The following is a 13,887-nucleotide window of genomic DNA, read 5'->3' on the forward strand; positions in this document are numbered from 1 at the left end:
GACATGTCCTCCATGCTCGCGTCGTTGCGCGGGCTGTTGGCGCGGAACTGGCCACCGTACAGCGTCAGACCGCTGATTTCGGTGGAGGTCACCTGGCCGCCACGGAAGGTTTGCGGCAGGGAACGGCCGTCGTCGGAGCGCAGGATCGGCAGCACCGGCATCCATTCACCGACCTTCAATTCGGTCTTCGACACCTTGGCCTTGAGGGCCACGCCCAGGCGACCGAAGTCATCGGCGGGGCGACCGTCGTCATGCACCGGCAGCAGTTGCGTACCTGCCGTGCCACGGCCGCCGTCGAGCTTGACTGAGTACGTGCCGAGCACGTCCACGCCAAAACCGACCACGCCCTGGGTGAAACCGGACTTGGCGTCGAGGATGAAGTTCTGGGTCCATTCCTCGGCCTTGCCCTGGGCGCTGTTCGGGTTGGTGAAGTTGCGGTTGATGTAAGCGTTGCGCAAATTGAGGGTGGCCGTAGCGCCATCGACAAAACCGCTATTTTGATCGGCTTGAACAACAGCTGACGAACCCGCGCATAACGCAAGAGTCAGACTGATGAGCGATGGATGTGCAGGCACGCCGCGGAGAGTAACCGGGTAGCGCATGATGTTTCCTCACAATGAATTATTATTGTTTTTTGTTGCGATTTTTAGCTCGTGGCAACGCATGCACAGACAGCCCGAAGAGCTAACTTCCGAGCGACCGAAGAAGTTATTTATCTAGCCCGTTATTGAGCAACTTGATAATTGTCTAATATCGCCGTAAGCAAAACCCGAGCGTGCGCAGACGCGAGCTAAACTCAATGCCTGTATTGGCACGCTCGTGAGGAATTGCATGAGAACAACGACTGAAAGTTAAAACGTACTCGAACGCTCGGCGATCAACCCGCACTCCCCGGCGTTTTGCAACGTGTGTATTCCAATTGATAAAGCGTGGTTTCCGGTCCCGTCGATTGCCCCTCCAACAGCCGTTGCAGCTCGGCCACAAAAGACTCGCCGGCGACGCGAACGTAGTCAGGCGCACAACCTTCGATCATGACGATCCAGGCCGGTATCTGGGTCCCTTCGGCGCGGGCCTTTTTCTCTGCGGTTTCAACCTTGCTCACGGCCTCATCAGCCACACACAAGTGCACGCCTGTAATACCCTGTTTATCCGCCAGGGGAGGCAGCACGCGCTGACGCAGTGCATCTGATACCGATTTATGTTGCCCTTCGACAACATCGAAACGGACCGTTAACAAATACGCGCCCTGCCCCACACCGCTGGAGTAAGTGACTTCGCAAATGGATCGCGCGACATTGCGATAGGATTTCACCGACTGCTGGGTCCACGCCGTCGGCGTGTTGAGACGCGATAAATAATCCTGCCCGCCCAACACCTGCACGGAATCAGCCTCATAGAGGTTGAAATAGGTCGGTCCGGCATCCAAGGCGATGTACCGGCGTCCGCGCAAAAAGCCCGGAATTCCAGCCCGCTCAGGCATGTGCTCACGGTTATGCCACTCATAGAACTCGTCCCGCGCTTCGGGCAAAAGATCATGCCAGATCGCGACTACACCTGTTCCTGCAAAGCTCATAGCGTTTTTCCTTTAGCGATAGTCAGTCAACATTGGGGTGGCGGCCCGCGCCCCATGCAGCCCCCATTTCAGCAACGTAAGGAACCACGGTCTGAAATTGTTCACCCAATCCCTGGCCACCGACACGCATGGTGTCCCCTGCCTTGAGGAATACCGGTGGTTTCTGCCCGAGCCCCACACCTGGCGGCGTACCGGTAATGATGACGTCACCCGGCATTAGCGGCATGAAGCGACTGAGGTACGCGACAATATGGGCAACGCTGAAGATCATCGTGCGGGTATTGCCGGTCTGGAGACGTTTGCCATTCACGTCGAGCCAGAGGTCAAGTGCCTGCGGATCGGCAATTTCGTCACGGGTGACCAGCCAAGGTCCCAGAGGCGCGAAAGAAAAACCGCTTTTGCCCTTGGTCCACTGGCCTTCGTACTCAAGCTGATAAGCCCGCTCGGAAACATCATTGGCCAGGCAATAACCGGCAATATGATCCAATGCCCGCGACTCATCGATCTGCCAGGCAGGGGTACCGATGACAATGGCCAATTCGACTTCCCAATCCAGCTTCTGAGCGCCCGTTGGCAAGATGACCGGGTCATTGGGTCCGCTGATGGATGCGGTGTGTTTATTGAAGACCACCGGTTGGCTCGGGATCGGCGTATTCGTTTCAGCCGCGTGATCGGAGTAGTTCAGACCAATGCAAATCAGGTTCGGTACGCTGCCCACGCACGGACCAAGACGCGTGCCAGGCGCCACCACGGGCAGCTTTTCAACGTCGACCGCGCGCAGCTTTTCAAGCACTGACGGGCTCAGGGCCGACGCATCGATGTCATCGACAATGCCCGAGAGGTCCCGAACGATCCCTTGCGAATCCAAGATTCCCGGCTGTTCCTGCCCCGGTAAACCAAAACGAACTAAGCGCATTTGTTACTCCTCCAGCGTTGAGAAATGGACAGACAATGAGCCTGCTTCGCCGAACTGAACCTGCAGTGGCTGGTTAACGGGCACATCGAGAACACCTGCATAGGACCCTGTGATAATCACCTGCCCTGCTTGCAGCCCTATCCCTTGTGTAGACAGAAAATTGGCCAGCCAGACGATCGGCAACAACGGATCCCCGTCCGGATGGCGGCCCTTGATACTCACGAGCGCCGACGTTGCATCGCTCAGGGTGATAGCCAGTTCAGAGGGCATGCTGGCAGTGTTCGACAGCGTGATTGGCGCCCCCAGTACCAGGCCATGATTGAATAGACCATCCGCGAGCAATTGCTCGAACGGCAGTGTGTGTGGATCGGTATAACGGCAGTCGATCACTTCCAATGCCAAGCGCACGTCGCTGATCGCAGCAGCGATCTGTTCAGCGGTATAAGGCTCGACACGTGCCGGCAAATCATGGGCCAGGACGCACGCCAGTTCGGGCTCGATGCGCGCCTTATCGGCGTCAGCGGCCAGTCGATAACGTTCACCTTCTACGATGCTGTCGCTGTAGATCGGGGCGACGATCCACTTGCCAGCCGGCGGTAACGCGCACTTCCAGCCTCCCACGGTTTTTCCAGCCAACAGGCCCACGTGTTGCTGAATGGCAAAACCTTCTGCGAGGCTGCTTGGCAGGTTCGGGCCAGGCAAGGATGCCAGCCGAACCCCCTCCAGCCGTGCACGGACCAAAGCGGCAGCGGCGACTTCCAGCCCTGCCCCCGACTCGGCCCCTAGAGGAGCGAGTTGGCTCATACGCTCTCCGAATGCACGTTGTTCTGGCGCGGCCAAACCGTACCCAGCTTGTTGGCGGCCTCTTCCAGCAGGGCATGCAATTCTTCATAGCGTTCGGGCTGCATGCGCAATACCGGGCCGGCGATACTCATCGTGCCGACCACAGTGCCGGACGGAACCAGCTTGACCGGTACGGCAATCGCCCAGACACCCGCCTCGGCTTCTTCAATGACCAAGCCATACCCGCGCTTTCGGGTCAGTGCCAGCTCGGCCAACAAGCCTTCGATGCTGTTGATCGCTTTCGGCCCCTGCCCAATCCCGGCATCAGCTTTCCCCAGCCCGCTGCGCAACGCATGCTCAATGGCCAGCTCATCAGACATCGTTGCCAGCCAGGCTTTGCCATTGGCGGTTGCATAGAGATTGATCGGTTTATCCATGGCCGGCGAATACATAAGCCCCGGCGCGGCGCCTTGGGCCGAAGACAACCAGGACAAGGTGCCCTCGTTGACCACCGTCAACCGCACCAACTCATGACATTGAACAGCCACTTGCTCGATGATCGGCTGGACCAATTCAGGCAAGCCAATGCCATGTAAATAGCGCTGCCCCAGCAGTGCCAGCTTCAGCGTCAAGCGGTACTGCGACGTGGCTTCATCCTGCTCCGCCCACCCTTGCTCGACTAACTGAGCAAGCACTCGATGAGCAGGCCCCTTCTCCAGGCCCAGCTCGGCTGCGATATCGGACATCCGCATCCAGCGAGCCTCACGGGCCAGCAGTTCAATCGCCTCCAGGCAACGGTCAACAGCACCTTTAACGACTCTCATATTTTTCTCGACTTATCTTTGACAATGAGGTGGATTCGAGCAACATTGTTCGTACTGGAACCGTGTTCCAATAGTATGCAGGCGCCCCCGGATAAGTCAAACCCGCTTATCCATAGACAAGCGCCTGTGCATGTTCAATCTTTGCGGAAGAACGCCCAATGCCTCTCATCACCCTGCTTTACCTACAGCAATCCGCGGGCAGCAAGATTGTGCATCATGGCTCGCAAGCCGAAAGTCCAGGGCGCAGCTTCATGGCTGTAGGTGACGGTGTTGCGCAGTGTGCCCAGCAACGGACTGCCGATGCTGACCTCATCACCCTGCTTATGAGTGAAGCCGCTTCCTGGCTCCTCACGGTCCTGGGTAGGTGCAAACAATGTCCCGAGAAAAAGCATGAAGCCATCCGGGTACTGGTGATCACCGCCGACCGTCTGGGCCACGAGATCCAACGGGTCACGGCTGATCAGGGCCATGGAACTGCTGCCTTCAAGCGTAAAGCCGTCGTCGCCCTGGACGTGCAAATCCACGACGCAATTGCGCACGTCATCGAGCGTAAACGCTTCATCGAACAGACGAATAAACGGGCCGATCGCACAGGACGCATTGTTGTCCTTGGCCTTGCTCAACAGCAGTGCGCTGCGGCCTTCGAAATCACGCAAATTGACGTCGTTGCCCAGGGTAACGCCATGCACTTGGCCTCGACTGTTCACCGCCAGCACGATTTCCGGTTCCGGGTTGTTCCATTCAGACTTGCGATGAATGCCGATTTCGCTGCCACTGCCCACCGCTGCCAGAACCGGTGCCTTCGTGAAAATCTCCGCATCCGGGCCGATACCGACCTCCAGGTATTGCGACCACATACCCTGCTTGATCAGCACCGCTTTAAGACGCATCGCTTCTGGCGAACCCGGTTTGATTGCCCGCAAGTTGTCGCCTATTGCTTCGTGCACCAAGCGGCGAACACTTTCGGCTTTGGCAGCATCGCCTCGGGCCTGCTCCTCGATGACCCGCTCAATCATGCTGGACGCGAACGTCACCCCGGCCGCCTTGATGACTTGCAGATCCGCCGGAGGCAGCAGCGATGCCTTGCCGGGATCGGCATGGCTGCCGGTGTTCCCAAGCAACGCCTCGACAGTCCCGATGTACCTGCCTGGCGCCTGACGAACCGCCAACAACGGCGAGGGGTGTTCCAGCAGTTCGCTGATTGTCGAAAAGGTTTCAGCAAGATCGAACACACCTTCATCGCGCAGCACCACCGGCGAGGGGCCGGCAATCGCACCCGGGATCCAGGCACGGCCGATCAGCGTTCCGGCCAGGCCATCCACTGGCAGTGTGTTTTCGCGCGTCAGTTTCAAATTCGCCATGGAGCTTCCAGATCAGTCGGCCATCAGAGCCGTAAAACTAATGGACTGCCCCCGTAAATCCCAATGAAAGAAACTCACTCATCAATGCTGTTTCGTTATCGACAGACAAGGCCTTATCCGATGGAAAACGATCTAATTACTTTTGGCAGTGTCAGCCGATGGCTGAAGATCAAACATTTGGTACTGGTTAATAGCTTGGCCAAGACCCGCAACATGCACGTAACCGCAGAGCACATGAATGTTACGCAGCCGGCCATCAGTAAATTGCTGCGTGACCTGGAAGTTCTCCTTGGTTTTCCGCTGTTTGAGCGTCAAACGCGCAGTCTGGTTCTTACCGAACTAGGGGAATTCGTAGCCCGTTATGCGCGTATTACCTTGGAAGACACAGAGTCGTTCGTCGACCAAGTCAATAAACTGCGCAAAGGCGGGCATGGTCATTTAAAAGTCGGCACTATTTTCGCCGCCACATCCGTGGTGCTGCCTGAAGCCATTGCCAGCATAAAACGGGAGCGCCCCCTCCTTTCTATCGAGGTGATCGAACAAACCAGTAACCATCTGCTGGAGATGCTCGAACAAAAGAAACTCGATTTGATCATCGCGCGCTTCACGGATGAGGATTGTCAGCCTTTCGAATTCACATCGCTGGGACCTGAACCCTTTTGCCTTGTCGCGAACAGCACACATCCTCTGTGCGGGCTTGAGGAGGTCCCCACTGAGGCACTCAGCGAATGGCCATGGGTCATGTACCCCTTCAATACGCCGATCCGACAACGCATGGAACGCGCTTTCAGGACGTTCAAGATCGCCCCGCCGACCAACACGGTGGAGACCATTTCGATGCAGACCTTCCTGCAGTTGCTTCAGTCCGGGCCAATGCTCGCCATGCTCCCCGAGTCCATGGTCCAGTCACAGCTACAAAACGGGCAGCTTCAAATCCTCAACACGCCCTTCAAAGTTGAATCCCAGGATTACGGAGTTATCACTCGCAAGGATGAGCCCCTGTCAGAGCCGACACGGACGTTTATTGCGACCTTGCTGGCGTTCGCCAAACAGCGGCAAACGGCTACAGAGAAGAGAGACCGCAGCCATTTCAAAAAAAGTCGATGAGGCAAAGTTATCGAGCAATCGAAAGCTCTCATTAGGCAGCCATTTCCATGAATCCTATAGTGCCGGCACAAAAGTGCGGCGCTATTAGCGACCGCCCACCACCCAGCAGCCCGTGAGGATGCGATGGAACTGATCACGAAAACCGGCGCAGCAGCTGTGCTGCGCTTGAACCCGCTGGACGATGTGCTGATTGCACGCCGACCGCTACTCGCTGGCGAAGTCCTCGATCAAGAAGGCGTGACTGTCCGGCAAGCGATTGTCCCAGGCCATAAAGTTGCCTCCCGCCGTATCGAAGCCGGTCAACCGGTGAGGCGCTATGGGCAAATCATTGGTTTTGCTGTTGTCGACATAGAAGCAGGCGAGCATATCCATGTGCACAACCTGGCGATGGGGGAATTCACTCGAGATTATGCTTTCAGCGTCGATGCGAAGCCCAACGTCAAGCCGAGTGAAGCCCCGTCGTTCATGGGTATCGTACGCCCGGATGGACGCGTCGCGACACGCAACTACATCGGCATTCTTACATCAGTGAATTGCTCTGCCACAGTCGCCCGGGCCATCGCCGACCATTTTCGTCGGGACATCAATCCCGCCGCACTGCAAGCGTTTCCAAACGTCGACGGTGTTGTCGCTCTCACGCATTCCGCCGGCTGCGCCGTTGATCCCGCAGGCGACGGCTTGAGCATGTTGCGCCGGACATTGGCCGGCTATGCGACCCACGCCAACTTTGCGGCCGTGCTGGTGATCGGGTTGGGCTGCGAGACGAACCAAATCGACTCATTACTCACAACGCAAGGACTCACCCGTAGCAATACCCTACGCACGTTCAACATCCAGGACAGTGGCGGTACATCCAAGGCCATCGCCAGTGGCATTGACCACGTGAAGCAATTGCTTGGCGAGGCCAATCAGATTCAGCGCGAACCGGTCAGCGCTCGCCATTTGACCGTCGGGCTTCAGTGCGGCGGCTCGGATGGCTACTCCGGCATTACTGCCAACCCAGCGCTGGGCAACGCGGTGGATCGCCTGGTCGCCTGCGGCGGTACCGCGATTCTCTCCGAAACCCCGGAAATTTACGGTGCCGAACATTTGCTGACACGACGGGCTGTGAGCCGTGAAGTCGGCGAAAAACTCATCGCTCGCATTCATTGGTGGGAACGGTACTGCGAGCGTATGGGAGCCGAACTGAACAATAACCCCTCTGCCGGCAACAAGGCAGGTGGCTTGACCACCATCCTGGAAAAATCACTGGGCGCGGTGGCAAAGGCGGGTTCGAGCAACCTGATGGATGTCTACGAATACGCCCAGGCCGTTACGGCCAACGGGCTGGTTTTCATGGACACCCCTGGCTATGACCCGGTCTCGGCAACCGGTCAGGTCGCCGGTGGTGCGAACCTGATTGCGTTTACCACCGGTCGTGGATCGGCCTATGGCTGTGCCCCTGCCCCATCAATCAAGCTGGCGACCAATAGCGCCTTATGGGCGCGTCAGCGAGAAGACATGGACATCAACTGCGGCGAAATAGCCGAAGACACGTTGACCATCGAGGCATGCGGTGCAGCGATCTTTGAAACCATGCTGCGCATTGCCTCGGGCGAACGCAGCATGAGCGAACAACACGGATACGGACAAAACGAGTTCGTGCCTTGGCAGATCGGCGCCGTCACCTGATTTTCAGTCCTGGGGACGCCTTGCCCTTCTATCACATGCACATTCAACCTGGAGACAACCATGTCCCTCATCACCGGCCAGAACTTTATCGGCGGTCAGCGTAGCGCCGCCGGCACCATCATCGTCAAGAGCGTGGATGCCAGCACAGGGGAAACCTTACCCTATGCGTTCCACCAGGCGACTGCGCAAGAAGTCGAGAACGCGGCTCATGCAGCCCACCATGCTTTTTCCAGCTACCGCACCCTGAGCGCGAGCAAACGGGCTGAATTTCTCGATGCCATTGCGCAAGAGCTAGAGGCTTTGGACGATGAGTTCATTGCGTTGGTTTGCCGTGAAACAGCACTGCCTGTCGCCCGCATCCAGGGCGAACGCGCACGTACCAGCGGTCAAATGCGCTTGTTTGCAAACGTGTTGCGGCGTGGTGACTTCTATGGGGCCCGCATCGACCAGGCACTACCCCTTCGCAAGCCGTTGCCACGTCCTGACCTTCGCCAGTACCGCACCGCAATCGGTCCGGTCGCTGTGTTTGGGGCAAGTAATTTCCCGTTGGCTTTCTCCACGGCCGGCGGCGATACCGCCTCCGCGCTCGCGGCGGGTTGTCCGGTGGTATTCAAAGCCCACAGCGGCCATATGGCCACTGCAGAACAAGTCGCCAACGCGATCATCCGCGCGGCCGAACGCAGCGGCATGCCCGCCGGTGTCTTCAACATGATTTATGGCAGTGGCGTAGGCGAAGCCCTGGTAAAACACCCGCTCATCAAGGGCGTTGGCTTTACCGGCTCGCTCAAGGGTGGTCGAGCGTTGTGCGATATGGCCGCCGCTCGCCCCGAGCCCATTCCAGTCTTCGCTGAGATGTCGAGCATCAACCCGGTCGTGATCCTGCCTCAAGCGCTCGCGCTTCGAGGCGACAGTATCGCTCACGATCTTGTCGCCTCGGTGGTTCAAGGTTGTGGGCAGTTTTGCACCAATCCCGGACTGGTGGTTGGCATTCGTTCGGATGCTTTCACTGCTTTTCAGGACCGAGTGGCAGCGTTGATCAACGACCAACCGCCACAGACAATGCTCAATGCGGGCACCCTGCGCAGCTACGCGGCTGGCTTGCAGAACCTGCACGCGCACCCCGGCATCGCGCACCTGGCTGGCAGCAACCAGCAGGGTCACCAGGCCCAGCCACAGCTGTTCAAGGCTGACGTTGCGTTGCTGCTTAACGGCGACAAGGTTCTTCAAGAAGAAATCTTCGGCCCCACGTCCATCTTCATCGAGGTCGCTGACCAGGTCCAACTCAACTCGGCAATCAATGCCCTTCACGGACAATTGACTGCAACCTTGATCGGCGAGCCAGAAGACCTTGCGCAGTTCATGGAGTTGACGGCTTTGCTGGAGATGAAGGTTGGCCGCATCCTCATCAATGGCTACCCAACAGGTGTCGAGGTCTGCGATTCAATGGTGCACGGTGGCCCTTATCCTGCCACTTCCGATAGCCGCGGCACCTCGGTCGGCACCTTGGCCATCGACCGCTTCCTGAGGCCCGTCTGCTTCCAGAACTACCCCGACGCGTTGCTTCCCGATGCGCTCAAGAACGCGAATCCGTTGAACATTTCGAGGCTCGTCGACGGCTGTCTTTCAAGAGATCGCTTGTAGTTCACCCTCCTAGCAACCATTCGTTCTATTGCATGGGCGGGCTCCAGCGTGCCCGCTCGGCGTGGCGACGCACCCCGCAGATAACCAGCGCCATGCCTTGATCGACCAAAGGAACTCCCTTGACAAGGCGGCGATTCTGGTAACAGAATTACTGATGGAACGACGTTACAATAACAACAATCGAGAATCCGGAGACATGTCATGAGCCAAAGCATTCAAGGCGATCCACACTCCAAGCGTCAGTCTAAAAAGGCCGCAGCGAGCGGCTGGATAGGCTCAGCGCTGGAGTACTACGACTTTTTTATCTATGCCACTGCGGCAGCGCTACTTTTCCCACAGCTGTTCTTCCCGTCAGACAACCCGACGGTTGGGATCATCATTTCGCTGGCCAGCTTCGGCGTTGGTTATATCGCCCGGCCACTAGGCGCTGTAGTCCTGGGGCACATGGGCGACCGCCATGGACGCAAGACGGTGCTCGTCTACTGCATGTTCCTGATGGGCGCGTCGACGATGTGCATCGGTCTGCTTCCTACCTATGCACAGATTGGTATCTGGGCACCTGCCCTATTGATACTGTTGCGCCTGATTCAAGGTTTTGCGGTCGCGGGTGAAATGTCTTGCGCCAGTTCCATGATCCTGGAACATGCGCCTGATGGGCGTCGCGGTTACTTCGCAAGTTTTACCCTTCAAGGCGTCCAAGCCGGGCAACTGCTAGCCGCTGCGGTTTTCCTGCCTCTTGCCCAGTTCATGCCAGCCGATCAGTTTGCTTCTTGGGGCTGGCGGATTCCATTCCTGCTCAGCGCAGGGGTGCTCGTCATGGGGTGGATCATCCGTCGTCAGGTTCATGAGGCTCCGATCTTCACTGAGGCGCAGACACAGACCAAACCCCGCAAGCTACCTGTGATCGAAGTGCTCACGCAGAGTTGGGGCGATCTGCTACGTGTCATCTGCATGGCGCTCTCTGCGGTACTTGCAATCGTCGCCTCTGTATTCGGTGCGACCTATGCCGTGCAACCCGCCTATGGCATTGGATTTCCTTCCGGCTTATTCATGTGGATACCGGTGCTAGGCAATATATGCGCAGTTATCCTTATCCCCTTCGTCGGTAAGCTCTCCGATAGAATTGGCCGCAAGCCTCCGGTGATCGTTGGCGTTCTGTGCGGCGGTATATTGTCATTTGGCTACCTCTATGCGATCAGCATTCACAATATGTGGCTTTCGCTGGTTCTATCGCTGCTCATGTGGGGTGTGGCTTACCAAGGCTTTAATGGTGTGTTCCCAAGTTTGTTCCCGGAACTGTTCCGTACACGGGTACGAGTTACCGGCATGGCCATTGGACAGAACATAGGCGTGGCATGCACAGCGTTTCTGCCGGCCCTTTTTGTATCCGTAGCGCCTCCCGGTAGCGACAATATCCCTCTGAAAATTGGGGCACTGACTTTTGGTATCTGTGTAATCTCCGCTATCGCCGCTATTACTACCCGGGAAACCTTCCGGATTCGTCTGAAAGACCTCGGTGACCCCAATGCTGTCCCGATGTCAAAGGAGGAATACGAAGAGGTGCGGGAAAAATCCAATACCAAGTTGAACGCCAAAGCCTCCGATCAAGCGTTCAAAAAAGCAGAGCCAGTGATGCGCTCCTGACGGCCGCCCTTTCACCACCGCCATGCTGCTCAATTTTTTGCACAGGATTTCGAGCAGCACGGCAGTGATACGCACGCCCGTCAGGGGTGGATTCCGATATCTACATACCGGCAACTGGCGTGCAATAGCCAATACAAGTAGGTTGACATGCATCCACGCATCACAGGCACCACGCGAATATATGGATTGATAGGCGATCCACTCAAGAGCGCCAGGTCTCCAATGCTGTTGAATAAGCTGTTTGCCGAAGCACAGGCTGACGCCGTCTGCATTCCTTTGGAAATCGGTGCGGGGGGTCTGGCTGAGTTTGTCAAAGGCGTGCGAGCCGTGCGCAACCTCGCTGGACTTCTGGTCACCATGCCGCACAAGCAGAGCATGCTGGACATCGTGGATGAGCTCCACCCTACTGCGCGCCAGATCGGCGCAATCAACGTCGTTCGTTGTGACAATGACGGGCGCTGGGTGGGCGCTGTGTTCGACGGACTTGGCTGCGTAGCTGGCATGCAGCGCCACGGAGTTTCCCTGGAGGGAAAATCTGTTCTGCTTATAGGCGCTGGCGGCTCGGGACGGGCAATCGCGTTTGCCGTTGCCGCTGCTGGCGCACGATCACTGGTCATTGCAGACCTGGATCCGCACCGCGCCTCGGACCTTGCGCACCGCGTTGCCAAAGAGGGTCCGTGTGCTGTGTATGCAGGCCCGGCAGCCCCCGCAGGTCACGACATCGTTATCAATGCTACCCCGCTCGGCATGAACCCTGATGATCCAATGCCTATAGACGCAACGCGACTGGCCCCAGCGACGGTGGTGGTCGATATCATCACCAGGTCAGAGCCGACTGCCTTGCTGCTCGAGGCGCAATCGCGCGGCTGTCAAACCCTCAATGGCGAGCCTATGCACGTAGGTCAAGCCCTGCTGGCATTGAGTTTTCTAGGTTTCGAAGATATCGAGCGTCGCTACTCGACCGGATTATAAGAGGTCCCGTACAACCTGCCCCGGCTCCCCTCTTCATAACCCGAACCGAAACGCTTAACAGCGTGGCTCGCGCGCTGTTATGTTCGGGCTTGATCGCACCCGAGGGCACCGGCAAGTTCGTCAAACATACTTATTTATAAGGAATGAGTGCTTGAAAGTCGTTCTTCTTGAAGTAAGCCACTGGCACACTCCGCTCTACCTTGATGCCCTTGAGCGCCTGCCTGATGTGAGCGTCACGGCGGTATCCGACGCCACCGGGTCCCGTGGTCCCGCCCTCGCCCAGCGCTTCGGAGCGCGACGCTACGATCACTGGAAAACCCTGCTCGATAACGAAGAGGCTGATTTCGCCTTCGCCTTTGGCCCGCACGACGAGTTGTATGCCATGGGCAAGGCACTGGTCGAGCGCAACATTCCGTTCGCGATGGAGAAGCCCTGCGGACTTACCCAGCATGAAGTACTGGACCTGCACCAACGCGCCGAAGCTGCCGGCGTGTTCGCGGCGGTGCCGTTGGTTTGGAGGCACAGTGAATTACTGAACCGCGTCAAGCATGCGGCGTTGCAGCGTGGTGCCAGATGGAGAACCCTGTCGTTTCGATTCAACGCCGGCCCGCCCGGACGCTACTTGACGAACAGTTGCTCCTGGATGCTTGACCCGAAACGCTCGGGTGGTGGATGCACGATCAACCTTGCCCCTCATTTCGTCGATCTGGCGCAGCAAATGTCCGGAGAGCGCATATGCAGCGTGTCCGCCGTCATGCATCGCGACCCGCAGCTGACCGCCGTAGAGATCGCCTCAATGATGACCCTGGTGACCGAGAGCGGCTGCATCTGCACCATCGAAACTGGCTACAATTACCCGGCTAACACACCCGAGCAACGGGAGTACTCGTTTTCATTGTCAACCGATCAGTTCTACGTGCGCTCGACCCCGGATGGCTTGCGGCTGATCGACACGGTTGGAGAGGCAAGTGACCTGACCATGAGCCTGAACTCTGACGTGTATTACGATAACTTCGTAACCGATGTCCTCACCCCTGGCCGTGACACAGCCTATACCGGTGCCGGACTTGCAACCATGCACCACGTCATGCGCATCATCGAGGCGGCCTATGAGTCAGACCGCCTCGGCGGCACTCCCATCACCCTCTAGCCCCCCTGACACGACGTTGGATGGCCATTGCTGGGCCCGGTGGCCACCCTGAGCGTCGCCGGTCCCATCGCGACGCGATGAGTAATCCGATCCTATCGACTATGTAGAAGAGTTCCTCATCATTCTCCTCTGATTGATCTGGAACTCCCTCTGGATATTTCTTTCACGACCTTGGTTCTATTTGCTACGTCAGAGGCGATTCCAATGATCAGGCCCGGGGCGGACATGATCTACCCCTATCTGAT

General features: G+C 57.6%; 12 protein-coding genes. 6 read left to right on the forward strand and 6 right to left on the reverse strand.

Annotation, left to right across the window (positions count from 1 at the left end; genetic code table 11):
* The 6 genes from BLO97_RS27525 to BLO97_RS27550 all read right to left on the reverse strand — a co-directional run.
* On the reverse strand, positions 1-602 hold a 602-nt coding region (locus BLO97_RS27525; protein WP_139197735.1), incomplete at its 3' end, for an OprD family outer membrane porin.
* 275 nt (positions 603-877) lie between these two features.
* On the reverse strand, positions 878-1,573 hold the full coding sequence (locus tag BLO97_RS27530; protein WP_057400013.1) for a DUF4286 family protein: 696 nt from the start codon (positions 1,571-1,573) through the stop codon (positions 878-880).
* A gap of 22 nt (positions 1,574-1,595) precedes the next feature.
* Positions 1,596-2,489, reverse strand: a complete 894-nt coding sequence (locus BLO97_RS27535) for a fumarylacetoacetate hydrolase family protein (protein ID WP_092143025.1) — start codon at positions 2,487-2,489, stop codon at positions 1,596-1,598.
* 3 nt (positions 2,490-2,492) lie between these two features.
* Positions 2,493-3,293, reverse strand: coding sequence for a 2-keto-4-pentenoate hydratase (locus BLO97_RS27540; RefSeq protein WP_092349138.1), 801 nt, complete (start codon positions 3,291-3,293; stop codon positions 2,493-2,495).
* Complete coding sequence (locus tag BLO97_RS27545; RefSeq protein WP_063320977.1) at positions 3,290-4,096, reverse strand: IclR family transcriptional regulator; 807 nt, start codon at positions 4,094-4,096, stop codon at positions 3,290-3,292. Before BLO97_RS27545 ends, BLO97_RS27540 begins: the two co-directional genes overlap by 4 nt.
* A 182-nt stretch (positions 4,097-4,278) precedes the next feature.
* Positions 4,279-5,457, reverse strand: a complete 1,179-nt coding sequence (locus tag BLO97_RS27550; RefSeq protein ID WP_092349141.1) for a fumarylacetoacetate hydrolase family protein — start codon at positions 5,455-5,457, stop codon at positions 4,279-4,281.
* Between the two features lie 120 nt (positions 5,458-5,577).
* On the opposite strand from BLO97_RS27550, the gene BLO97_RS27555 reads away from it, so the two are divergent.
* From BLO97_RS27555 to BLO97_RS27580, 6 genes are all read left to right on the forward strand, one after another.
* Positions 5,578-6,564 (forward strand): LysR family transcriptional regulator, encoded by a 987-nt coding sequence (locus BLO97_RS27555; RefSeq protein WP_092349144.1) that lies wholly within the window; start codon positions 5,578-5,580, stop codon positions 6,562-6,564.
* A 123-nt stretch (positions 6,565-6,687) separates the two neighbouring features.
* The gene (locus BLO97_RS27560) at positions 6,688-8,235 is read left to right on the forward strand and encodes a UxaA family hydrolase (protein WP_092349147.1); all 1,548 of its coding nucleotides are present in this window, start codon (positions 6,688-6,690) and stop codon (positions 8,233-8,235) included.
* A gap of 60 nt (positions 8,236-8,295) precedes the next feature.
* Positions 8,296-9,876 carry an aldehyde dehydrogenase (NADP(+)) gene (locus tag BLO97_RS27565; RefSeq protein WP_092224102.1) on the forward strand — a complete coding sequence of 527 codons (1,581 nt, stop codon included), beginning with the start codon at positions 8,296-8,298 and terminating at the stop codon, positions 9,874-9,876.
* A 201-nt stretch (positions 9,877-10,077) separates the two neighbouring features.
* Complete coding sequence (locus BLO97_RS27570; RefSeq protein ID WP_092143004.1) at positions 10,078-11,520, forward strand: MFS transporter; 1,443 nt, start codon at positions 10,078-10,080, stop codon at positions 11,518-11,520.
* A 147-nt stretch (positions 11,521-11,667) separates the two neighbouring features.
* Entirely contained in the window at positions 11,668-12,492 is an 825-nt protein-coding gene (locus tag BLO97_RS27575) for a shikimate dehydrogenase family protein (protein ID WP_092349150.1), read from the forward strand.
* 151 nt (positions 12,493-12,643) lie between these two features.
* A complete protein-coding gene (locus tag BLO97_RS27580) occupies positions 12,644-13,642 on the forward strand; it encodes a Gfo/Idh/MocA family protein (RefSeq protein WP_092349153.1) in 999 nt (332 codons plus the stop codon).
* Positions 13,643-13,887 lie beyond the last annotated feature (245 nt).

The sequence above is a fragment of the Pseudomonas sp. NFACC05-1 genome, assembly GCF_900100135.1.
Classification (GTDB): Bacteria; Pseudomonadota; Gammaproteobacteria; order Pseudomonadales; family Pseudomonadaceae; genus Aquipseudomonas; species Aquipseudomonas fluorescens_Q.

What these genes read in the sequence shown, in the direction of transcription:
- BLO97_RS27530 (WP_057400013.1), bottom strand. Translation starts at nt 1,573, where the DNA reads ATGAGCTTTGCAGGAACAGGTGTAGTCGCGATCTGGCATGATCTTTTG.
- BLO97_RS27535 (WP_092143025.1), bottom strand. Translation starts at nt 2,489, where the DNA reads ATGCGCTTAGTTCGTTTTGGTTTACCGGGGCAGGAACAGCCGGGAATC.
- BLO97_RS27540 (WP_092349138.1), bottom strand. Translation starts at nt 3,293, where the DNA reads ATGAGCCAACTCGCTCCTCTAGGGGCCGAGTCGGGGGCAGGGCTGGAA.
- BLO97_RS27545 (WP_063320977.1), bottom strand. Translation starts at nt 4,096, where the DNA reads ATGAGAGTCGTTAAAGGTGCTGTTGACCGTTGCCTGGAGGCGATTGAA.
- BLO97_RS27550 (WP_092349141.1), bottom strand. Translation starts at nt 5,457, where the DNA reads ATGGCGAATTTGAAACTGACGCGCGAAAACACACTGCCAGTGGATGGC.
- BLO97_RS27555 (WP_092349144.1), top strand. Translation starts at nt 5,578, where the DNA reads ATGGAAAACGATCTAATTACTTTTGGCAGTGTCAGCCGATGGCTGAAG.
- BLO97_RS27560 (WP_092349147.1), top strand. Translation starts at nt 6,688, where the DNA reads ATGGAACTGATCACGAAAACCGGCGCAGCAGCTGTGCTGCGCTTGAAC.
- BLO97_RS27565 (WP_092224102.1), top strand. Translation starts at nt 8,296, where the DNA reads ATGTCCCTCATCACCGGCCAGAACTTTATCGGCGGTCAGCGTAGCGCC.
- BLO97_RS27570 (WP_092143004.1), top strand. Translation starts at nt 10,078, where the DNA reads ATGAGCCAAAGCATTCAAGGCGATCCACACTCCAAGCGTCAGTCTAAA.
- BLO97_RS27575 (WP_092349150.1), top strand. Translation starts at nt 11,668, where the DNA reads ATGCATCCACGCATCACAGGCACCACGCGAATATATGGATTGATAGGC.